Below are 22,260 nucleotides of genomic sequence, written 5' to 3' on the forward strand. Positions count from 1 at the left end.
TTGGCTACGCCGAGGCTTCCGGAGCGGCGCCGGCAAGGCGCGGGAAGAAGCGGCGCCATTGCCGGTTCGCCCACAGCCGGGCGCTATCTAGATAAAGATAGACCAGGGGGGTCGTGTAGAGCGTCAAAATCTGACTGACGATCAAACCGCCGACGATGGCAATTCCGAGAGGGCGCCGAATCTCGCCGCCGTCGCCAAAGCTCAGCGCCAAAGGAATCGCGCCGAAGATCGCGGCCAAAGTCGTCATCAGGATCGGGCGAAACCGCAGCACGCAGGCGCGAAAAATCGCATCCCGTGGCGACAGCCCTTCCGAGCGTTCGATCTCAAGGGCGAAGTCGATCATCATGATCGCGTTCTTTTTCACGATCCCAATGAGCAGAATCACGCCGATCAGGGAAATAATGCTGAACTCGGTATTGAACAATAAAAGTGCGAGGACCGCGCCGACGCCAGCCGACGGCAGGGTGGAGAGGATGGTGATCGGATGAATGAAGCTTTCGTAGAGAATTCCAAGGACAATATAGACCGTCGCCAGCGCCGCCATGATCAGGATCTTTTCGTTCGCCAGCGATTCCTGGAACGCGCGAGCGGTCCCCTGCATGCTGCCCTGAATCCTGGCGGGCGTGCCGATGGCTTTCATCGTTTTCGTGATTTCTTCCGCGGCGTCGCTCAGCGAGGCGCCGGGCCGCAAATTATATGAAATGGTGCTCGCGACAAACAGGCCCTGATGGTTGACGTTCAGTGCCGTGTGCCCCGGCCCAAAATGGCTGAAGGCGGCGAGCGGTATGTTGATTTCTTTGCTGGTGCTCACCGCAGACCCCGCGGAGGTGCTGCCCCTGCCGGTGTTGGCGAGCGCATTGGTGGCCGCGTTCCTCGCCGAGTTCGAGCCGGCATTGATGGGTTTTTCCTGAGCGGTGTTCGAGGGCTCCGGCGCGAGCGTGGCCGCCCCGCGCGTGACCGTCCCCGCCAGGGCATTGCTGGTGGCGGTACCGCTCGGACTCGCGCCCGATGTGCTTACATAGAGATCTTTGAGAATGGATGGATCTTGCCAATAGCGCGGATCGACTTCCATCACGACGTGATACTGATTGACCGCGCTGTAAATGACCGAGACTTGGCGCTGCCCAAAGGCATCGTAAAGCGTGTTGTCGATCTGACTCATGACGAGGCCAAGGCGCGATGCCGTATCGCGATCGATCACAATATTCGTCTCGAGGCCGGTCTGCTGCTGATCGGAATTGACGTCCGTCAGCACGGAGCTGCGCTGCAAGGCCTCGACGAGACGCGGCACATAGGCATAGAGTTCGTTGACGTCGTCGCCCTGCAAGGTGAATTGATATTGAGCGTTGCTCGCCCGGCCGCCCATGCGGATGTCTTGCACCGATTGCAGAAACAGACGTGCGCCTGGCACCTGGACGAGCTGGCGACGGAGGCGAGCGATGACTTCGTCTGCGGTCTCGCTCCGCTCGGATTTTGGCTTCAGATCGATGAAGACGAGCCCCGAATTGGTTTGACCCGCGCCAGTGCCGGTATAGCCCTTCACGCTTGCGATTGCGGGGTCGTTCTGCACGATCGCCTGAAGCAATCCGAGTTTGTCCCGCATCGCCTGGAAGGAGATGCTTTGATCGGCTTGAATCGTCCCGATCAAACGGCCGGTGTCCTGCTGCGGGAAGAAGCCCTTCGGTATGATCGCAAACAGATAGACGTTGAGGCAGATGGTTGCGAGAAGCGCGATCATCACCAAGATGCCGTGGCGCAAGGCCCAGCCAAGGCTTCTCTCATAACCTCTGCGGACCGTGGCCACCGGATCGAAGCGGCGCGCCCCGTCGGGCGCGGTCGGGCGCGGCCGGAGAAATATCGCGCACATCATCGGCGTCGTGGTCAAGGATAAGACCAGCGACACCAGGATCGCGAGCGAGAGCGTGAGAGCAAATTCCCGAAACAGGCGGCCGACGATTCCTCCCATCAGAAGAATCGGAATGAACACGGCGATCAGCGAGAGACTCATTGAGACGACGGTAAATCCCACTTCTCGCGCGCCGGAAAGCGCCGCTTCGATCCTGCCCTGGCCGGCTTCAATGTGACGCGCGATGTTTTCCTGAACCACGATCGCATCGTCGACCACGAAACCCGTGGCGATGGTCAAGGCCATGAGCGACAAATTGTTCAGGCTGAAGTTCATGAGATACATCGCGCCGAAGGTCCCGACGATCGAGACGGTAACCGCAACGCTTGGAATGATCGTCGCGCGCGCATCGCGCAGGAACAGAAATACGATGAGGGTGACCAAACCGACCGCGATCACCAAGGTCCATTCGGTGTCGTGCAACGAGGCGCGGATCGTGTTGCTGCGGTCGGAGGCGCGGGTGATGTCGATGTCGCTCGGCATCGCCGCCTGAAGATGCGGCAGTTCAGCCTTCACGCGCTCGACCGCGTCGATGATGTTGGCCCCAGGCTGCCGAAAAATAATCACGAAAACGGCGGGCTGGCCGTTGTCCAGGCCCTCGTTGCGGAGGTCCTCGACGGAATCCACCACCTCCGCAACATCGGACAAAAGAACCGGAGCACCGTTGCGGTAAGCAACCACGAGCGGGGCATAGTCCGCAGCATGGGTCGCTTGATCGTTGGTGTAGATCTGAAAATGCTTTTCGCCGTCTTCGATCGCGCCCTTAGGGCTGTTGGCGTTGGCGGAGGCGAGCGCGGCACGCACGTCCTCCAGGCCGATGCCATATTTGAACAAAGCATAAGGATTGAGCTCGACGCGCACCCCTGGAAGGGCGGCGCCGCCAATCACGACTTGGCCTATCCCTTCGAGCTGCGAGAGCCTCTGTTGGAGAATATTGCTGGCCAGATCATACATCTGACCGCGCGTCCGCGTCTTCGACACCAGCGTGAGGATAAGGATCGGCGCGTCGGCGGGATTGATCTTGCGATAGGTCGGATTGGTCGGCATGTTTGTCGGCAGGTCGGCGCGGGCCGCATTGATGGCCGCCTGCACGTCGCGCCCCGCTCCGTCGATATCGCGATCGATATCGAATTGCAGCACGATCCGGGTGGTGCCGAGACTGCTGGCCGAGGTCATTTCTGTGACGTGGGCGATCTGGCCGAGGTGGCGTTCAAGCGGGCTCGCTAAGCTTGACGCAACGGTTTCCGGGCTGGCGCCGGGCAGCGACGCTTGCACAAGAATCGTCGGGAAATCGACTTGCGGCAAGGGCGAGACTGGCAGCTTCAGGAAAGCCAGGCATCCAGCCAAGGCGATCCCAATGGTGATAAGCGTGGTTCCCACCGGACGGGCGATGAAGAGGGCGGAAATATTCATCCTTAGACCTCGTCGGCCGCGAGCGAATCTCCGGAGCGCCGCCCCGACAGCCGTGTCGCAAGGCGATCGAAATAAAGATAGATGACCGGGGTCGTGAAGAGGGTCAGAACCTGGCTGACGATAAGGCCGCCGACGATGGCGATGCCCAGCGGATTGCGGAGCTCCGAGCCGGTCCCGCTCCCCAGCATCAAGGGCAGGGCGCCGAGAAGCGCGGCGAAAGTCGTCATGAGAATGGGACGAAACCGCAGGAGGCAGGCCTGGAAGATGGCATCGTGCGGCGACAGTCCTTCGGAACGCTCGGCCTCGAGAGCGAAGTCGATCATCATGATCGCATTCTTTTTTACGATGCCGATCAAAAGGATGATGCCGATGATCGCGATGACATCGAGTTCGTGTCCAGATACCATCAGCGCGAGCAGCGCGCCGACGCCGGCCGACGGCAGAGTCGACAAAATGGTAATCGGGTGGATGAAACTCTCATAGAGCACGCCCAGCACGATATACATTGTGATCACCGCCGCGATGATCAGAAACAGTTCATTGGTCGTCGATGCGCGGAAGGCCGCGGCGGCGCCCTGGAAGGAGGTGACAAAACTTTCCGGAAGAGCGATGTCTTTTTCGGCCTTGTCGATCGCCGCCACGGCAGCGCCGAGCGAGGCGCCCGGCGCGACATTGAACGAAATATTGGTCGCGGCGAACTGGCCGAGATGGGTAATCAACAAGGGGCCTAGGCGCTCCTCGACCCGGATGATCGCGGAGAGGGGAACTTGCCCATTGGTCGCCGAAGACGATGACGGAAGATAGAATGAGGACAGGCTGGCCAGCTTGCGCTGCAGCGCGGGATCGGCTTCCAGGATGACGCGGTACTGGTTGGATTGCGTGTAGATTGTCGAGATGATCCGCTGGCCGAACGCGTCATAGAGCGCATTGTCCACGCTCGCCGGGGTAATTCCGAATCGCGCCGCTGTCGCGCGGTCAATGACAAGATTCACCGCCAGTCCCTGGCTCTGCGTGTCGCTCGCCACATCGGTGAGTTCCGGCAGCTTAGTCAGCCGGTCCATCAGCTTCGGCACCCAGATCTTGAACGCGTCGGGGTCCGCGTTTTGCAAGATAAAGTGATATTGGGCGCGGCTGACGCTGGAGTCGATCGTCAGATCCTGAACGGGTTGCATATAAAGCGAGACGCCGACCACGCCGGAAGCCTCTTTCTGCAATCGGCGAACGACTTCATCCGCAGAAACCTTTCGCTCGTGCTGCGGCTTGAGATTGATCAAAAATCGGCCGCTATTCAAAGTCGGATTGTCGCCGTCGATGCCAATGAACGAACTCACACTAGCGACGGCGGGATCGCGCAGAATCGCTTCCGAGAGTTGCCGCTGCAGGCGTGCCATGGCTTCGAAAGAGGCGCTTTGCGAGGCTTCGGATATGGCCTGGATCATCCCGGTATCCTGAACCGGGAAAAAACCCTTCGGGATGACGATATAGAGTCCGATGGTGAGAACCAGCGTGGCGATCGCAACGAAAAGAGTCAGCGGCTGGTGCCGGAGAACGACTTCCAGGGCCCGCCCATATTGCGCGACCAAAGCGTTAAAGCTGCGTTCCGCGACAAGATCGAAGCGGGATCTTTGGGACGGCGGATGATGCCGGATCAGCCGCGCGCAGAGCATCGGCACAAGGGTGAGCGAGACAATTGCCGAAAGAATGATCGTGACCGCGAGGGTGATCGCGAATTCATGGAACAGCCGGCCGACCACATCCCCCATGAAGAGCAGGGGAATCAGAACCGCCAGCAGGGAGACGGTGAGCGAAATAATGGTGAAGCCGATCTGCTCGGAGCCTTTCAGCGCCGCTTGCAAGGGCGGATCGCCGGCCTCGACGTAGCGGGTAATGTTTTCGATCATCACGATCGCATCGTCGACGACAAAGCCCGTCGAAATCGTCAGCGCCATCAGCGAAAGATTGTCGAGGCTGAAACCCAAAAGATACATGGCGACAAAGGTGCCGACCAAGGACAAAGGCACGGAAAGGCTGGGGATGATGGTCGCGGGCAGATTCCGCAGGAACAAGAAGATGACCACCACGACGAGCCCCACCGCGAGGGCCAGCTCAAATTCCACATCGGCGACGGAGGCGCGAATGGTTGTCGTGCGGTCGCTCAGCACATCGACATTCACGGCGGGCGGCAAATTCGTCAGGATCGTTGGCAGCAACGTCTTGATCGTATCTACGACCTGAATGACATTGGCTCCGGGCTGACGGCGGACGTTGAGAATGATCGCAGGTGCAAGGTCGGCCAAAGCCCCAAGTTTCTCATTTTCAGGGCCGGAGACGGTGGTCGCGACGTCCGAGAGCCGAACCGGGCTGCCGTTTCGATAAGCGATGATAAGCTGGCTGTAGTCGCTGGGCTTGGCGATCTGATCATTGGCGTTGATCGTCGAAGCCTGCGTGGGCCCGTCAAAACTCCCCTTCGGCGCATTGACATTGGCATTGCCGATCGTGGTGCGAAGATCGTCGATGTTGAGACCATAGGCGGCGAGCGCGGCCGGGTTGAATTTGATGCGCACCGCCGGCCTTTGACCGCCGCTGATGCTGACCAATCCGACACCAGGCTGCTGCGAAATTTTTTGGGCAAGCCGCGTCTCGCTGATGTCCTCGAGATCGATCAATGGCAAGGTCTTGGACGTCACCGCCAGCGTCATGATCGGCGCATCCGCGGGGTTGACCTTGGCATAGATGGGGGGCGTCGGCAGGCCGCTTGGTAGCAAATTATTGGCCGCATTGATCGCCGCTTGAACTTCCTGCTCGGCGACATCGAGGCTAAGGTTCAAGCTGAATTGCAGCGTGATGACCGATGCTCCCGCCGAACTCGACGATGTCATCTGGTTCAGGCCGGGCATCTGCCCGAGTTGTCGCTCGAGAGGCGCCGTCACCGAGGAGGTCATGACCTCCGGACTGGCGCCTGGCAGAAAGGTCCGGACCTGAATGGTTGGGTAATCGACTTCGGGAAGCGCCGAAAGCGGGAGAAAACTATAGGCGACGCCGCCCGCGAGCATAATCGCGGCCATCAGCAGCGAAGTCGCAACCGGCCGAAGTATGAAAAGCCGCGATGGGTTCATCTGCCTATTGCGGCGCTTGCCGCCGCCTCATTTCGGGTTGGTCTGCTGGCCAGAGCGGCCCTTGTTCGGAAGCTTGGTCGGCGCCTCGATTTTCGCCGGCGGCTCGGCCTTGGTCGGGGCGGGCGGCGGGGCTGCACCATGATCGGTCGAATTGCCAGAGGCGATCAACACCTTGGCCCCATCCCGCAAGCGATCGGCACCGTCGACAACGACCCGGTCCCCGGGCGACAGTCCTGCATTGACAGCATACATTGCGCCGTCCAAGGCTCCGAGTTCAACGGTCCTTACCGACACTTTGTTGTCGCTTCCAACCAGGTAAACGTAAGCGCCGGGCGCGCCGCGCTGAATTGCGGTGGCAGGCACTGTCACGACGCCGCGCAGGGATTTAAGCAACAGCCTCGCATTGACGAACTGATTGGGAAAAAGCTTGTCGTCGAGATTGTCGAAATCGGCCCGCAACTTTACTGTTCCCGTTGTGGTGTCGATCTGATTGTCGAGCGTGGCGACTTTACCGACCGCGAGCAGATTGACATTGGCGCGGTCATAAGCGGCCACTTGCAATGTCTTGCCGGCGTGGACAGCCTCGAGGATCGGTGGAATGTCGTCCTCTGGCACAATGAAAATCACCGAGATCGGACTCAATTGGGTGAGCACCGCCAGTCCGGTGTCGGTCGTCTGTATATAATTGCCGGCATCGACGAGGCGTAGCCCCACACGCCCATCGATCGGCGAAACGATGTGTGCATAGATGAGGTTCAGCTTTTGCGTATCGATCTGAGCCTGATCGGTTTTCACCGAACCTTCATATTGCGTGACGAGAAAAACTTGGTCCTCGGCCTGCTGCCGGGCAATCGATTCCTGTTTCAGGAGCGTCTGAAAGCGCACCAAATTCTTGCGGGCCTGGTCAAGTAGTCCTTGATCGTGGATGAGTTGTCCTTCGGCTTGGGATTGCGCCAACTGAAATGGGCGAGGGTCGATCTGCGCCAGGAAATCGCCCTTCTTGACGATTTGGCCTTCCTTGTAAGCGACCTCGAGCAGCTGACCGCTGACTTGGGCCTTCACTGTTACGGTTGCGATTGGCGTCACGGTGCCGAGCGCATTCACGATGACGTTGATGTCGCCCGTACCGATGGTGGCAACGGCAACCGGCGCCGTTTCCTCGGCCCGAACGGACTCCGTGGGCGCCCGACCGGAGGTAGCAAACCGGTAGAGTCCAAAGCCCAACAGAATCGCGACGCCGAGGACCAAGAAAGGCCGCAACCGCGATCTTAGCTTTACCTTCGTGTCGGGCAGTTTGACGGTCGTGTCGCGAAAAGCGGCATCGCCGTCGCGCAGAAACACGTCGTTCGGGGCCCCTGTCTGAGACTCATGGGCTCGATCATCCATGGCTTAGCGTCCAGTGCCTTCGCGAATCATGCTGCTGCATCATGTGAACCCGCCGGGACATTCTTGCAATGCGCCTTACGGGGCTTGTTCCGCTGAATGAACATTTAGTAATGTCGGCGTGCCGCCAGTCGATTGATTTATAGCGTCCCCGTCGGCACGGCTCCAATCACCATTAATCTATAAGAACGCATGACGTGCCGTTCGAACGATGACTTTGCTTTCGACATGGCCTGGCCACGTTTTTAAAGACGCGGGATGATTGGATTGACATGCTTCAAGGCATCGGCTGTCGGCAATAGGCCGGTATCCCAGCCCCCGCCCAGTGCTTCGATCAAGGCAACAGCGGCAAGGAACCGGTTTTGCCGCACCGCCAGCGCGGACTGCTCATTGTTGAGCAAAGTTGCCTGCGCAACGACGACCGCGGTGAATGCTACGGTGCCGGCCCGATATTGATTAAGAAGAATGTCGAGTTCCTCTTGCGCGGCCCGGACCGCGGCGTCGGCGACCTTCTGCTGGCGCGCAAATATACGCACGGCGGCAAGTTGGTCTTCCACCTGCTGGAAGGCGGTCAGCACAGTCTGCCGGTATATTGCGACGCTTTGATCATAGACCGCGATGGCCGCTTCGACTTGAGCGTCACGCAAGCCGGCGTCGAAGACGACCTGCGCCGCCGCAGCACCGACCGTCCAGACTTCGTTGGCCAGCGAGAGTGCCAAAGCTCCGGTTCCGGTGAAACCGAACAGGGCGCTCAGGCTCACGTCGGGATAGTAAAGCGCTATGGCGGCGCCAATCAGGGCGTTCTGTTGCTGCATCTGCCGTTCGGCCGTGGCGATATCGGGCCGTCGTTCCAGCAGGGCTGACGGTACGCTCACCGGAATATTCGGCAGATTGTAACCGAGTGGCGAAAATGGGACTGACAAATCCGAAGGGGGCCGACCCATCAGGGCCGCAATCGCGTGTTCGAACTGCGCTCGGGAAACGCCGACCCCGATCGCCTGAGCCTCCGTATTGAGAACCTGAGCGAGAGCCGTAGCGACGTCGGCCTTCGAAACAGTGCCTGCATCATATTGATGTTGCGTAATCTCAAGCGTCCGCCGGAAGGCTTTGACGGTGCGATTCAGCAAATCCTCCAGCGCGTCCGCCGCGCGGAGATTGAAATAGGCAATCGCCAATAAGGCTTGGGTCGAGAGCTTGGCATTGGCGAGGTCGGCGGCCGTCACCTGCGCGCCCGCGACGTTGCTCTCCACGCTGCGGCGGATTTTCCCCCATAGATCGAGGTCCCAACTCGCATTGGTGGCTAAGGTCGAAGATACGGATGTGCTCGAAACCCCGCCCGTGCCTCCGAGAACAGCCGCGCCGGCATGTGAGCCTGTCACATTGTAATTGGCGGAAATGGTCGGAAACAGCCCGGCCTGCACTTCCTTGATGACCGCAAGGGATTGCCGATAGGCGGCCTCGGCGCCGGCGACGGTTTGGTTGAAAATCTCGACCTGCGGCTCGTACGCATTGAGTCGGGCATCGCGGAAGATCGTCCACCAGGGACCGCGGTCCACGTCATCGCGCGGCGTCGCGCGTTTCCACCCCTTCAACTCCTTATAGGCCGCAGCTTCCGGCGCAGGGGCGCGCTGATAATCGGGTCCGACGGTGCAGGCAGCCAGGGTCAAACCAAGGATCGCAGCCCCAAAGCCAAGCCCTATTTTCGGGGGGCAATTGCTCATGGGACCCATTGGGTGCGTTCGCTCCGGGCACGCCCGCTTGGAGGTCAAGCGGACGCGAAACGCGACGGTTGGCCACTTTCTCATCGCAAACGGGTTCCGGGGAACGCTAAAAAGGCAATGCGGCCAGAGCAAGCCAAACCGAAACCTCCAGGGAAAGGCAATGCAATGCCGCGTTCCAGCAACACTTACGATCGCTTCCGACAAAGCCTAGATCACGATGATTTTGGATTGACTCAATCTAAAATCATGAACGTGATCGATTCCAAAAGCTTGGAGCGGGATGCGGGCGGAAAACCGGCTTCCACTTTTCCTCATCCCGCTCTAGTCAGGCAAACAATGGCATAAAGACAATCAAGCTCGAGCTAATCTTTTGAGGGAGTTGGCGTCAACCGTGACCGATACGCTGCAGGCTTTGCCTTAGCTTGCCTCCCAAGCCAATCGAAAAATGCGCCGAGAATGCGTCTGCCTTCGTCCCGGGGGTCTCACGAATTCTTGAACCCAAGTTTCCGGTCGGTTGGGAAAACCCGCCCTTGCGTAGCCGTATGATAGGCACTGTTTAAGGGGTTTGGGTGTCGCCGCGCCAAATGTTCTAAACGCTGGTTACGCAATGGGTGTCATCGAGTGGGTTTTCGGAGTTCCTCTATGAGGCCATGGACCGACCGGACGGGGCGCTTTTCCGCTTTAAGATCCGTAGTGTTCATCGGCGTGCTGACTCCGGCCCTGTGGATTGCGGCCGAAGCGATGTTGGGTGGGCTCGGGGAGCGGCCGGTGACCGAGGCTATTCACCAGACCGGATTGTGGGCCATTCGGCTTCTGGCGATATCGCTGGCGGTGACGCCGCTTCGGGAGGCACTGCGGTGGCCGAAACTTGCCTCCGTCCGGCGAATGCTCGGCCTCGCGGTTCTGGCCTATGCACTCCTCCATTTCGGCCTTTACATTCTTAACCAGCATTTCGACGTCGCCCACATCGCGTCCGAAATCGCGCTGCGGTTCTACCTTGCGCTTGGCTTTATCGCCCTTTGTGGATTTTGCGTTCTTGGCGTCACCTCGACGGATACCATGATTGCCCGGCTCGGTTCCGCGAGATGGAACCGTTTGCATCGCTTCATTTATGTTGGGGCGGTCTTGGCGACGGTGCATTTTTTCCTGCAATCGAAGCTCGACGTCAGCCAAGCAATCCTTATGGCGGGGATTTTTTCGCTTTTGGCGGCTTACCGAATCGCAAAGGGTCGGTTGGGCGATCTTACGGCGTCGCAACTTGCGGGGCTGGCCATTTTCTTGACCTTCTCGACCGCATTTGGCGAAGCGCTCTGGTACGCTTGGTCGGTTGGCGCGCCCTTGATCCTGGTTCTTGGGGCCAATTTCGATTTTTCCTACAGGGTGCGGCCATGCTGGTACGCGCTGGGGGCAGGGCTTATCCTCTGGGCCGCACGCCTGCTGCGGCCATGGATTGAGAGAACGAAGTTCCCTCCCGATGCGCGAATAACCGCGCCTCAGGTGCAGGCAAGGTCGGTTTAAGGACGTCTCGAATTGCGCTAGCCGAATCTGCCCTTGTGAACGCGGGGGTGATCGGCGAGCTGATGCCGGCGCGGCATGCTCCCGTGTTTCATCAGCATCCGGGCCATGCGCTCGGCCGCGAGCGGATCGGGAAAGCGCTGGCCTTCCATGGCATTGAACGTCCGGGCCGCGGAAAAAAAGTTGAAGCTATGATTGCGCGAATCTCGGGCGACAATTCCAGCCGTAAGGCCGGAAACTTCGATGATATAGGCGTCGGGCATAAAGTCCCCCTGAACGAGTGCCGCCGGATAGTACACTAAAAAGATATACTAACTCAAATTAACTCAAAAGCAACTCTGCGACCTTGCTTGTTTAAACGCCTAAATGATGACTGATACGACAGCCTCGTCATTTTTCAGCCGGCGGTGCGCATTAGCCACACTCTTCTGGGCGTGATCCAGTGTGTGTTAGCATTTCCTATGCCGGCTTAGTCGAAGAGGCTGGAGACGCTTTCTTCCTTGGCCGTCCGAGCGATCGCTTCGCCAATCAGCGGGGCGATCGAGACAATCCGGATATTGTTGGAGACCCGGATCGCTTCGGTGGCCTGAATCGTGTCGGTGAGGACCAGTTCCTTGAGGCGAGAGGCGGCGATGCGCGCGACGGCTCCGCCCGAAAGAACGCCATGGGTGATGTAGGCATAGACGTCCTGGGCCCCCTCGCTCAGCAACGCATCGGCCGCGTTGCACAGGGTTCCCCCGGAATCGACGATGTCATCGACCAGAATGCAGGTCTTACCGGCAACGTCCCCGATGATATTCATGACTTCCGAATCGCCGGCCCGTTCCCGGCGTTTGTCGACGATCGCGAGCGGCGCGTCGATGCGCTTCGCCAGGGCCCGGGCGCGGATGACGCCGCCCACGTCCGGTGAAACGACCATAACGTTGTCCAGCGGCAACCGCTCCTTGATGTCGCGGACCAGAGTCGGCGCGGAATACAGATTGTCGGTCGGTATATCGAAGAAGCCCTGGATTTGGCCGGCGTGAAGATCGACCGTAAGAACTCGGTCGGCGCCCGCCCTTGTGATGAGATTGGCCACGAGCTTGGCCGAGATCGGCGTGCGGGGGCCGGGCTTTCGATCCTGCCGGGCATAGCCGAAATAGGGGATCACGGCGGTAATCCGGCGGGCCGAGGCGCGCCGCAGCGCGTCGGTCATGATCAGGACTTCCATCAGATGATCGTTCGCGGGATAGGAGGTCGATTGGACAACGAAGGCATCCTGCCCGCGGACGTTCTCCTGAATCTCGACGAATACTTCCATGTCGGCGAACCGGCGCACCTGGCATTTGGTCAATGGCACCCCGAGATAGGCCGCTATCGCCTCGGTGAGCGCTCGGTTGGAATTGCCCGCAAGGATCTTCATCGCGCTCGCCACTCATTCGCCAGTAAAATCGCCCGGACGCCTCTTAACAGCGCTGCGGCGGCGAAACAATGTTTTGTCATAATTGTTACCGCAAAACGCGGACCGCCTTTTCGGACCCGCATATTCCGGGGCTATCGGCGGCCCCACCCGCCGACGCAATCGGCTTGCCGAAGCCATGCCCGCGGGCATCAGCGCGAACAAGGACGGGATGAACAGGCGCTGCATAGGGTCTCCAGGCACGGAGCCGATCAACAGGCTCGCGAACTTGCGGGCACCATAATGGCGCGGGACTGGATGTCGAGCCGCCGAACGGATTAAAGTTTGGGTGTGGCGCCGGGAGCGCGGGTCAGCGCAGCGCTGCTTGGGTCGTTCGATCCCGGGCGGCGGAGCTGGTGGTCAAATCGGGGCCGCGGCCGCGATCCCCCGCTGCCTCTGGCGCCGTGGCAAGGAAGTTTGCGATGGCGGCGGCGCTTTTCGCCGCGACTTGCCGAATGGCGTTCTCATCGAGAAGGGACGGGGAGCCGGTTGCACCTTGGACGACAATGGCTTCATCGAGCCGTTGCGCCCTTCTCTTTTTCGAGTCGAAAATATCGAACACGAGCTCAATGGCGGTTCCGGTTGGGGTCGGATGGGGATTAAGATAGCCGCGGACGAGATAATTGGCCGACGCACTTTCGGTGATGGCGATTTGGTGCTGAACGGCATTTTGCACGAAGGCGCTCTTGAATTGGTCGCCGACCGTTTCCGAAACTCCGGTGACGCTCACCAATGCCACGCTGGCCCGACTCGGGCTCGCACTCGGCTGGCCGGGGGAGGCTTGGCGGGCCTCGGCTTGCGGCGGGCTCGCCGCGGTGTTTTCGACGCAGCCGGTCAGCAGGCCCGCCCAAAGGCAGGACAGTGCTGCGTAACCCACACGTCGGGAAAACAATCGGGGTATCCGGTGTTGAAGAGGCGAGCTGTCGAAGTTTCCGTCCCCTGACAAGCCGTCGTTTTGTCCTCTGCATGCCGGCGCATGAACGCGCTCCGGCCAAAACCTCACAGCGGTTCGCACGAGCCTTTGACCTTCCCTAGGGCGAGCAATGGGCGAGACCGTTTTGCCTCAACACGATTGAATTGGCCAAGAGTATTTCGCTCGAACGCAGAGCTAAACCGAATCTTAATCGCGGTCTAGAGCGTTCAGCGATCACCTCGGCTGCGCGGTTCGTGATGGCGCTGGATGAGGCAGAGTTGTCCAGGTTTTGCGCAGGCCTTGCGCCAAGGCAGGCAGATTGGTCGAAACGAGTCCGGTGACATAGCCGACTTCAAGACTCGTGATCAACAAAATCGTTTGCAACAAACCTTCCAGCAATGTGTGCCCGACTAAAGTGCAATTTATCGCAATCAAAATAATTGCGAGCAAGCCAGCAGGAAGAAGAATTAGAACTTTGAACACGCGACCTAAAACAGTCCCAAAAAGGACTCCCCCGATAACAAGGATTTCCATTTTCGATGCCTCCCGACAATCGCCAAATTACGGCTTCTTTTTCTTACTTGGCGCTTTTAATTTTGTTCACATGTTCTCCCAAAAGCCTGTTTTCGTAAAGTCTCATTTTTGCACACATTCGCTGCTAAGAGTTTGGAGTGCCTTCGGAAGCCCCGACAATAGGATCGCTCCATCGAATGTTGCATCGCCGTCGTTAACCCTAATCTCCAATTCACTCTCGGTATGCCATCTTCCTGCCAGCAGTCTAGTTGCATCATCGGGCAATCGAATTCCTGCTCCCGTCGGTATGATAGTGCCGACAAAGTTGGCTTCTTTTTGTCCCTCGGTGCGCAGGACGATTTGCGGATGGGCACGCGGCGGAAAAGGTTCGACCACCACGATGATCGATTCGATATCTCGTCCGACGCAGCGAAACATGAGGCCGGCCAAACGGGAATTGGAACGTTCGAATTCTGCGGTATGCAGAATGGCTGCGGATTCGACTCCATCGGGCGCGGAGCTCCGAACCAGCCGCCAAGCGCCAAGCGACTCCGGATCTTCAGATTTTGTTTGGGGACTTAGGGTTAACTCGCCGGCAATAGGCTGAAGGCCGAAAGGACTGAACGAGATTGCAACGATAAAGGGCAAGATGAGCAATTTGCTACGCATGAGTTCAATTCACTCGCATAAGTTTTGATTCTAACTCAGCTGTGCCATTTCGTACTGAAGGGAGCCTTGCCGAATGTCGTAGTTGGTAAAGATAGTGCATAGTTTTCTGTCGGAATGCGCTGCAACAGACAAGCTGAGCTTGAGATTCTTGACGTTTGATGCTACGAAAAAGTTGGAATTTATCACCGTGAGTTTCCTAAAGATGTTCCTAAGCCGCCGCATGAGCGATAATACGGAACGGAGCGCCGGGCCGAGGGCGTGGATCTCGCCTCTCTTTAAAATTTCATATCAAAACATAGAAATTTCTGCGGTTCTGATAGATATTTTGCTGATTGTTTTTGCCAGTGTGGCCGGCGCAGCAATTTATCAATACACTTGGCTTGATGAGATCGTCGGTGCCAATGTCTTCCTGGGGATTGGTGTTACCAGCAGCTTCATCTGCATCTATGTGATGCATGCCCGCGGTCTCTATCGCTTTCCGGTCCTTCTCAATCCGGTTCCCTATTTAGCCGCGATATTCACGGTTCTCACCCTGGTCGGGTTGTCTGTGACCGCTGCCCTTCTCTTTATGGGCGGCGATGACGACTATCTGTTAAAGCCCATGGTGGCGATCGTCCTGTTGCAGATCGCCCTTTTATTCTCGGCGCGCTGGCTCATGGGCAATGTGATGCACGCCTTGGTGTCGACGGATAGTCTGGTCGGGCGGCGTGTCGTGACGATCGGTGAGCCGTCGGAACTGCTCAGACTGAGCGCAACCTTTTTGCTCCGATATTTCGGGCTGACGGAAGTCTCCCGCGTCGCCGTCGCGGCAAATCGCGGATGCCGCTCCGCCGACGTCCTGGTCAGCCTGGACCACGCGCTGGCGGCCGCCCGTGAACAAGGGGCGGAAGAATTCCTGGTGGCTTTCCGCTGGTCCAGTCAGGAACTGCTTGAAACCGTCCGCGAGCGGCTTCGTGCGTCTCCGCTTCCGGTCCGGCTCTTGCCGGATCACACCGTCAGAACGGTATTGGGGCAGCATGCCTCGTCGATCGGCACTGACGAGATGCAGCCCGTGCAGGTGCAGCGGGCGCCGCTTTCTCCCTATGAAAGGGCGATCAAGCGGACGTTGGACATTGCGTTCGCGCTGGTTGCAATCGGAATGCTCTCACCGCTATTGGCGATCGTCGCGATCGCAATCAAGCTTGATAGCGAAGGACCGACCATCTTCCGCCAGCGGCGCAATGGATTTGGCGGGAATGAATTCACCATCTTCAAGTTTCGCACGATGCGCGTTCTCGAAGACGGACCGACGGTGACTCAGGCGTGCCGCGGCGACTTGCGTGTGACTCGGGTCGGGCAGTTCCTGCGCCGGTCGAGCATCGACGAATTACCGCAGCTCTTTAATGTTCTGAACGGCGATATGTCTTTGGTTGGGCCGCGCCCGCATGCCCTGGCGCATGACAATGAATATAAATATCACATCGCCAATTATGCATTTCGCCATCACGTCAAGCCAGGAATAACCGGATGGGCGCAGGTCAATGGTTTGCGCGGCGAAACCGGCCGTATTGAGCAAATGGCCGAACGCGTGAAACACGACCTTTGGTACATCAACAATTGGTCGCTCAGATTTGACATAAATATTCTGTTGCGGACCTGTTTCGAGGTTTTGCGCAGCCGCGCCTATTGAACGCTCGTTCTAACCTCGCCCACAAGCCTGGATCGATACGCTTTTCGTTTAAACAGCTATAACCGTGGCGCCCTTCGCGAAAATTGCCCATGAGGCTTCCCTCTGGCGAGACAGCGCGGCCTCCGATCCCAATATCTCTCCCTTTGCTGCAAGTCCGAACGGCTCGGCGGTGACCTCCCGGCAGCCTAGGTCACGATGATTTTGGATTGATTCAATCCAAAATCATGAACGTGATCGATTCCAAAAGTTCAGAGCGGGATGCGGGCGGAAAACCGGTTTCCACTTTTCCTCATCCCGCTCTAAATATCCGACGAGCCTTGCGCCTGCCTGACTTGATTGGCTTCCCCTACTTGCCGACTTGCCAAAAACGGCGCCGACGATAGGATCGCGAGCGAGATCGTCACGCTGGCGGTCAGGTTCAATAAGGGAGACGAGAGCAATGTCGGAGCCGATTGCGCAACCAGTCGGTACCGAGGGCCGCGGAGCTTTGCTGCCGGAGCGTCTGGTCAGCGGATACGAAGCCTTTCTCAGCGGCCGGTTCAAACGCGAGCAAGACCGTTTTCATGCATTGGCCGAAGCCGGGCAAAAGCCGCGCATCATGCTGATCGGCTGCTGCGACTCGCGCGTGTCGCCCGAAGTTATCTTCGATGCGGCCCCGGGCGAATTGTTCGTTGTACGAAATATTGCCAATCTTGTGCCGCCTTATGCGCCAAATGACGATTTGCACGGCACATCGGCGGCGCTCGAATTCGGCGTCATGGGATTGGGCGTCGAACATATCGTCCTGATGGGCCATGCAAGCTGTGGCGGTGTCGGCGCGTTTGCACGCGGCACAACTCATCAACCTCATGTACCGCTCTCGCCCGGCGATTTCATCGGCAAATGGATCAGCTTGATGGGGGCTGCGGCTGAGCGAGTTGGACCGGCCACCCAACCTCTCGAGGATTACATCGAACGTCTGGCGCTCGCCTCGATCATCCAGGGCCTGGCCAATCTTCGCAGTTTCCCGTGGATTGCCGCGCGCGAACGCAGTGGCGAACTTGGCCTGCACGGCGCCTATTTCGGCATCCAGCACGGCACTTTGCTTGCGCTCAACGAAGGCACCGGGCAATTCGAGCCCGTTGCAATCGATAAGCATCGCGCAGCCTTTGCCGCGCATCGGGAGACTGTGGGTTCCTAAGAGGTTGGTCTCGTGGAAGACCGCTTGGCGGAATTATTATTGCTCTACCCGGTCCGGGCGCCGGTTGCTGTGGGAAGAATGGCCACCCTTGCGTCCCGCTTCGGACGCCAGCTGGTGATTCTGCGAAAAGCTGCGTTTTTCGTTCGGCACGCTTCGGCCGCCCTTTCGAGCGATCTCTCTTTGCTTTTCGGCGTCCATGGAAGCAAAGCCCCGGTTGGAGGTCGAGGGCTTAACATCTTTCGTCATTGTCAATCCTCCTCCGTCGGGGTTCGTCGCGCTAACCGTTTCGTTCGCCAACGGTTCCAGCCACGCCAGAGGGCCGAGTTAAAATATTTGCAAGAATTTCGACAATGATCGGGAACGCGGATGAGTATGATCGACGAGCTTTTCTCTGAGGCGGCTGCTGCGCGCGCCCGCGCCTATGCCCCATACTCCGGCTTTGCGGTCGGGGCTGCGCTGCGCTCCGAGTCGGGCAAGGTTTTTTCGGGCGCCAATGTCGAGAATGCGGCTTACCCGGTCGGAACCTGCGCGGAGGCCGGGGCGATTGCCGCAATGGTCGCAGCCGGGGAAAGGCGCATTCGCGAATTCCTCGTTTTGGGAGAGGGCGAGGCTTTGGTGACCCCTTGCGGCGCGTGCCGCCAGAGAATCCGGGAATTTGCTAGCGAAGATGTGCTAGTTCATGTCGCCGGACCGGATGGCGTGCGGGCAAGCTTCACCCTGGGGGCCCTGCTTCCCGAGGCATTCGGTCCGGGCCTGAAAGCGTTGCCGGGTGATTGCTAAAGCCTAGGTTTGTTCGCCAGCTGGGAGGCGTGGCCCGCGCTTCCTGAATATTTTGCAGCGCCGGCAAGAATAATAGTTCAGCTCATTTCGGACTGGCGCCGCTCAGCCATGCACACATTGCTTCCGCAAGAAATCATCGCCAAAAAGCGCGCCGGTGAAAGGCTGCGCCACGAAGAGATCGAGGCTTTCATCCTCGGCTATACGCGGGGACACATCAGCGACGCTCAGGCGGCCGCGCTTGCGATGGCAATTTGTTTTCAGGGTCTCGACGTTAGCGAATGCGCCACGCTGACGCGCGCCATGGCGGATTCAGGCACAAGGCTCGCTTGGCGCCACGCCGATCTTCCCGGGCCGATCGTCGACAAGCATTCGACCGGCGGGGTCGGCGATGTGGTGAGCCTCATTCTGGCTCCGGCGGCGGCGGCTTGCGGCGTTTATGTTCCGATGATCGCGGGACGCGGCCTCGGACACACCGGCGGCACGATCGACAAGCTGGAGGCTATTCCCGGCTATCAGACCACGCCGGGCAAGGATCGCTTCATGGAGGTGGTGCGGCGCTGCGGTTGTGCCATCATCGGGCAGACCGAGGACCTCGCGCCCGCCGACAAGAAGCTTTACGCGGTCCGCGACGTGACCGGAACCGTCGAGTCGATTCCTTTGATCACAGCCTCGATCCTGGCCAAGAAACTCGCGGCCGGGCTCGAAGCGCTGGTCATGGATATCAAAGTAGGGTCCGGCGCGTTTCTACCGTCCCTGGCGGAAGCGCATGCGTTGGCGCGTTCTATTGCGACGGTCGGGGCCGAAGCGGGCTTGCCGGTCCATGCGTTGATCACCGATATGGACGAGCCCTTGGCCTCGGCGGCAGGGAACGCCCTGGAAGTAAGAATTGCCATCGATTTTTTGACGGGGACGAAAGTCGATCCGCGCCTCAGGGAAGTCGTCCTGCGCCTCGGTGGGGAAATGCTGATCATGGGCGGCCTCGCCCAAACCTTAGGCGAGGCCTCGCGGCGGTTCGACGAAGCGCTGGCGAGCGGGGCGGCCGCCGAACATTTTGCCCGGATGGTTGCAGCGCTCGGCGGCCCTGCGGATCTCCTGGAGAAACCGCATCACCATCTCGCTTCCGCCGATTTCGTCCGGCCGGTCCATCCGTCTCGGAGCGGCTATGTTGGAAAAATCGACACGCGCGCCCTTGGGCTGTGTGTCGTGCGGCTGGGCGGTGGGCGGCACCGGCCCGGTTCACCGATTGATCCGAGGGTTGGCTTGAGCTCGATTGCCGGGGTCGGCGCCTATACTGATGACGAGGCCCCGCTTTGCATGGTTCACGCCCGCGATACGGATGCCGCCGAGATGGCGGCGAAGACTGTGATTGCTGCCTATCATATCATGGACGAAGCCCCGCTCGTGCCGCGTCCTTGTATCGTCGGTCACGTCGGCCCGACAGAAAAATGAGCGAAAAAAAGCCCCGGCGGTGATGCCAGGGCTCTTGTACCGCAATAGGTTTGCCGTCAGGCGGCGCGCAGATTACCTGCTGCCGACTTGCCGGTTCGCTTATCGGCGATAACCTCGTAATTTATTTTCTGGCCTTCCTGAAGATTGCGCAGGCCGGATTGCTCCACGGCGCTGATGTGAACGAACACGTCTTTGCCGCCGTCGTCTGGCTGTATGAAGCCGTATCCTTTGTCCGGATTAAACCACTTCACAGTTCCCGTAGTCATGTAGGCTATCCTTAGAGTCGTAGAAAGAACTAGGCGCCGCTCCATGAGGCGCCGACGTAGCGTATCGATGTTTTGAGGAGGAGGTCGTCAGCAGACGCAAAAATGCGAGGCCAAGCCGTCGGCAAAAACACGACACCTGAGGATATATGGGCAGGTTGATAGTAAAACAAGAGGGGCAATTCAAGATTTGAGGCCAGGCTTCAATAAACACTTTTTCGCAGTGCAAAATAAGTCTGGCGGTTCGTCTACAACTTCTTGATCCGGGCGAATGTAAACAGCCCGAGAGGCGGCAAGACCCTTCGTTCCAACAGACAAACGCCTGGGTTGGAGTCGATCCAATCGCCTAAAACGGACCAAGCAAATTTAGGACGCCAGCCAAGTTCCGCGCTGCATTTGGAAAGGGCGGACTCGATCCAGGCCATGGGGCCTTTGCTCGCGCCCACATGATTGACCAGAATGATTTCGCCGCCGGATCTGACGACGCGGATCAATTCGTCGAGGCTGGCGTGCGGATTGGGAACGACGGTCAGGAAATAAGGGGCCACGACCGCATCGAAATAGGAGTCAGGGAAGGCGAGGCGGGTCGCGTCCATGGCGATCAGCCCATCGACATTCTTCAAGGCCTCGGCACGGACGCGCCGCTGGGCGCGCCGGAGCATGGGCTCGGAGAGATCGACCCCGATGAGCCGGGTCTTTCGGTCGAACATCGGCAATTCGAGGCCAGTGCCGACACCGACATCGAGCACACGGCCTCCCAGACGGTCAGCGGCGGCCGCGGCGGCTTTCCGTCCCGGCCGCAGCAGCAACTCGAAGACAAGATCATAGACCGGCGCCCAGCGCGCATAGGACTTCTTGACATGCTTATTGTCGAGGATCGCGGGATCGGCGTAAGATATTGATGTTGCGTCCAAAGTCGGAGCATCGCCGGGGAAGGTTTCCTCTTGCACGAGCGCTTTCCCTCTAAGTGTCGGCTAGAATGAAGCCTGTTTTTTAGGAATTCTGGAATTTTTCTGAGGTTTTTGTTTTGATCTGGCTCAAAATTGAGCCGAGATCAAGGGTGGCATTAAAAGGGCAGATGCGCGACCTGCGCGTGCTGGGAAATCTCAGCAACGGCCGGACATGAAGATTCCGTGGACCCGATCACGCCCCCGCCGAGAACCCGCGCGCGCGGCTTATCCGAGTCGTAAAACACACAGGCCTGTCCCGGCGAGACGGCATCTTCGCCGGCAGCAAATTCGACAATCGGCTCTCGATCATTGACAGTCAGGACGCCAAGGACCGGCGGCCGGGACGAACGAACCTGCACGAAAACCTCCCGTCGCTCGCCGGCATGTTCATCGACCGTGCCGGGCCCAATCCAGTTCAACGAGCGCAACCGCGCAAGCCGGGTCGTCAGCGCCTCGCGCGGACCAACAACAACACGTGCCCGCGCCGCGTCCAGCCGGACGACAAACAAGGGTTCACCCGTAGCAAATCCGCCAAGCCCCAAACCGCGCCGCTGTCCAATGGTGTAATGGATGACGCCGGGGTGGGTTCCTAACACGCGACCATCGACGTGAACGATGTCGCCAGGGATCGCCGCACCCGGCATCAAGCGTTCGATAACATCACTGTATTTGCCGGCCGGCACGAAACAAATATCCTGGCTGTCCGCCTTGTCGGCGACCAGGAGACCGTAACGATGCGCGAGGGCACGAACGTCGGCCTTTTCCATTTCTCCAAGGGGGAAGCGGAGGAATTCCAGCTGGGCTTTGGTTGTTGCAAAGAGGAAATAGCTTTGATCGCGGGCGCCGTCATGAGCGCGGTGAAGAGCCCGCTTGCCGAACGCGTCCAATCGCGAAGATACGTAATGGCCAGTCGCCAAGACATCGGCGCCGAGGTCTCGCGCCGTTTCAAGCAAGTCGGCGAATTTGATTTCACTGTTGCAAGCAACGCAAGGTATCGGGGTTTCTCCGGTCGCATAACTTTGCGCGAAGGGAGAAATCACCTTGTCCGCAAACCGCTCTTCGTAATCCAGCACATAATGCGGAATGCCGAGCCGGGCGGCGGTGAGCCGAGCGTCATGAATGTCCTGGCCCGCGCAGCATGACCCTTTGCGGTGAACCGCTGCCCCATGGTCGTAAAGCTGCAACGTCACGCCGATAACGTCGTACCCCTGTTCCTTCAGCAGCGCTGCCACCACCGAGGAATCGACGCCGCCGGACATCGCGACCACAACGCGGGTTTGCGCCGGAGGCTTGTTCAGACCGAGACTATTGGGACCTTCTGTCCCTCCCGGCGCGGGATTTTCGTTCATGGACGTCGCCGATCGCTCGATCATTTGGTCAGC

The 22,260-nt window shown here is 59.0% G+C and carries 19 protein-coding genes and 2 pseudogenes; 7 read left to right on the forward strand and 14 right to left on the reverse strand.

Going from position 1 to position 22,260, the window contains the following annotated elements; translation table 11 throughout:
• Window positions 1-4: 4 nt before the first annotated feature.
• The 4 genes from CU048_11180 to CU048_11195 all read right to left on the reverse strand — a co-directional run bounded on the left by CU048_11180 (window position 5) and on the right by CU048_11195 (window position 9,539).
• Window positions 5-3,319 (reverse strand): nodulation protein, encoded by a 3,315-nt coding sequence (locus tag CU048_11180; GenBank protein QBR71742.1) that lies wholly within the window; start codon window positions 3,317-3,319, stop codon window positions 5-7.
• 2 nt (window positions 3,320-3,321) lie between these two features.
• Window positions 3,322-6,435 carry a multidrug transporter subunit MdtB gene (locus CU048_11185; protein ID QBR71743.1) on the reverse strand — a complete coding sequence of 1,038 codons (3,114 nt, stop codon included), beginning with the start codon at window positions 6,433-6,435 and terminating at the stop codon, window positions 3,322-3,324.
• A gap of 27 nt (window positions 6,436-6,462) precedes the next feature.
• The gene (locus CU048_11190; GenBank protein QBR71744.1) at window positions 6,463-7,821 is read right to left on the reverse strand and encodes an efflux transporter periplasmic adaptor subunit; all 1,359 of its coding nucleotides are present in this window, start codon (window positions 7,819-7,821) and stop codon (window positions 6,463-6,465) included.
• Window positions 7,822-8,063: 242 nt separating this feature from the next.
• Window positions 8,064-9,539, reverse strand: a complete 1,476-nt coding sequence (locus tag CU048_11195) for a transporter (GenBank protein QBR72871.1) — start codon at window positions 9,537-9,539, stop codon at window positions 8,064-8,066.
• A gap of 204 nt (window positions 9,540-9,743) precedes the next feature.
• On the opposite strand from CU048_11195, the pseudogene CU048_11200 reads away from it, so the two are divergent.
• Both CU048_11200 and CU048_11205 read left to right on the forward strand, forming a co-directional pair.
• A pseudogene (locus tag CU048_11200) lies at window positions 9,744-9,866 on the forward strand (SAM-dependent methyltransferase).
• A gap of 315 nt (window positions 9,867-10,181) precedes the next feature.
• Window positions 10,182-11,057 carry a sulfoxide reductase heme-binding subunit YedZ gene (locus tag CU048_11205; protein ID QBR71745.1) on the forward strand — a complete coding sequence of 292 codons (876 nt, stop codon included), beginning with the start codon at window positions 10,182-10,184 and terminating at the stop codon, window positions 11,055-11,057.
• 17 nt (window positions 11,058-11,074) lie between these two features.
• Here CU048_11205 and CU048_11210 read toward each other — a convergent pair whose 3' ends face one another.
• From CU048_11210 to CU048_11235, 6 genes are all read right to left on the reverse strand, one after another.
• The gene (locus CU048_11210) at window positions 11,075-11,317 is read right to left on the reverse strand and encodes a hypothetical protein (protein ID QBR72872.1); all 243 of its coding nucleotides are present in this window, start codon (window positions 11,315-11,317) and stop codon (window positions 11,075-11,077) included.
• A 206-nt stretch (window positions 11,318-11,523) separates the two neighbouring features.
• Window positions 11,524-12,456 (reverse strand): phosphoribosylpyrophosphate synthetase, encoded by a 933-nt coding sequence (locus tag CU048_11215; protein QBR72873.1) that lies wholly within the window; start codon window positions 12,454-12,456, stop codon window positions 11,524-11,526.
• Between the two features lie 12 nt (window positions 12,457-12,468).
• Window positions 12,469-12,681, reverse strand: coding sequence for a hypothetical protein (locus tag CU048_11220; GenBank protein ID QBR71746.1), 213 nt, complete (start codon window positions 12,679-12,681; stop codon window positions 12,469-12,471).
• A 121-nt stretch (window positions 12,682-12,802) separates the two neighbouring features.
• The gene (locus tag CU048_11225; protein QBR71747.1) at window positions 12,803-13,369 is read right to left on the reverse strand and encodes a hypothetical protein; all 567 of its coding nucleotides are present in this window, start codon (window positions 13,367-13,369) and stop codon (window positions 12,803-12,805) included.
• A 270-nt stretch (window positions 13,370-13,639) separates the two neighbouring features.
• Complete coding sequence (locus tag CU048_11230) at window positions 13,640-13,939, reverse strand: hypothetical protein (GenBank protein QBR71748.1); 300 nt, start codon at window positions 13,937-13,939, stop codon at window positions 13,640-13,642.
• A 102-nt stretch (window positions 13,940-14,041) separates the two neighbouring features.
• Window positions 14,042-14,587, reverse strand: coding sequence for a hypothetical protein (locus CU048_11235; GenBank protein QBR71749.1), 546 nt, complete (start codon window positions 14,585-14,587; stop codon window positions 14,042-14,044).
• Between the two features lie 202 nt (window positions 14,588-14,789).
• On the opposite strand from CU048_11235, the gene CU048_11240 reads away from it, so the two are divergent.
• The 3 genes and pseudogenes from CU048_11240 (at window position 14,790) to CU048_11250 (ending at window position 17,436) form a co-directional block, all read left to right on the forward strand.
• Complete coding sequence (locus CU048_11240) at window positions 14,790-16,256, forward strand: undecaprenyl-phosphate glucose phosphotransferase (GenBank protein QBR71750.1); 1,467 nt, start codon at window positions 14,790-14,792, stop codon at window positions 16,254-16,256.
• A gap of 176 nt (window positions 16,257-16,432) precedes the next feature.
• Window positions 16,433-16,558, forward strand: a pseudogene (locus CU048_11245) (SAM-dependent methyltransferase).
• A gap of 137 nt (window positions 16,559-16,695) precedes the next feature.
• On the forward strand, window positions 16,696-17,436 hold the full coding sequence (locus CU048_11250) for a carbonate dehydratase (GenBank protein QBR71751.1): 741 nt from the start codon (window positions 16,696-16,698) through the stop codon (window positions 17,434-17,436).
• A gap of 36 nt (window positions 17,437-17,472) precedes the next feature.
• Here the strand turns inward: CU048_11250 and CU048_11255 are convergent, their stop codons facing one another.
• Window positions 17,473-17,682: a stress-induced protein gene (locus CU048_11255; GenBank protein QBR71752.1), complete on the reverse strand. Its 210-nt coding sequence runs from the start codon at window positions 17,680-17,682 to the stop codon at window positions 17,473-17,475.
• A gap of 120 nt (window positions 17,683-17,802) precedes the next feature.
• On the opposite strand from CU048_11255, the gene CU048_11260 reads away from it, so the two are divergent.
• Together CU048_11260 and deoA are read left to right on the forward strand one after the other, a co-directional pair.
• Window positions 17,803-18,216 carry a cytidine deaminase gene (locus CU048_11260; protein QBR71753.1) on the forward strand — a complete coding sequence of 138 codons (414 nt, stop codon included), beginning with the start codon at window positions 17,803-17,805 and terminating at the stop codon, window positions 18,214-18,216.
• A 108-nt stretch (window positions 18,217-18,324) separates the two neighbouring features.
• Window positions 18,325-19,665, forward strand: coding sequence for a thymidine phosphorylase (gene deoA, locus CU048_11265; GenBank protein QBR71754.1), 1,341 nt, complete (start codon window positions 18,325-18,327; stop codon window positions 19,663-19,665).
• Between the two features lie 56 nt (window positions 19,666-19,721).
• Here the strand turns inward: deoA and CU048_11270 are convergent, their stop codons facing one another.
• The 3 genes from CU048_11270 to CU048_11280 all read right to left on the reverse strand — a co-directional run bounded on the left by CU048_11270 (window position 19,722) and on the right by CU048_11280 (window position 22,227).
• On the reverse strand, window positions 19,722-19,931 hold the full coding sequence (locus tag CU048_11270; protein ID QBR71755.1) for a cold-shock protein: 210 nt from the start codon (window positions 19,929-19,931) through the stop codon (window positions 19,722-19,724).
• A 245-nt stretch (window positions 19,932-20,176) separates the two neighbouring features.
• Window positions 20,177-20,842: an SAM-dependent methyltransferase gene (locus CU048_11275; GenBank protein QBR72874.1), complete on the reverse strand. Its 666-nt coding sequence runs from the start codon at window positions 20,840-20,842 to the stop codon at window positions 20,177-20,179.
• A 152-nt stretch (window positions 20,843-20,994) separates the two neighbouring features.
• A complete protein-coding gene (locus CU048_11280; protein ID QBR72875.1) occupies window positions 20,995-22,227 on the reverse strand; it encodes a tRNA 2-thiouridine(34) synthase MnmA in 1,233 nt (410 codons plus the stop codon).
• Between the last annotated feature and the right edge of the window lie 33 nt (window positions 22,228-22,260).

Source organism: Beijerinckiaceae bacterium (genome assembly GCA_004564215.1).
In the GTDB taxonomy this organism is placed as follows: domain Bacteria; phylum Pseudomonadota; class Alphaproteobacteria; order Rhizobiales; family Beijerinckiaceae; genus Methylocapsa.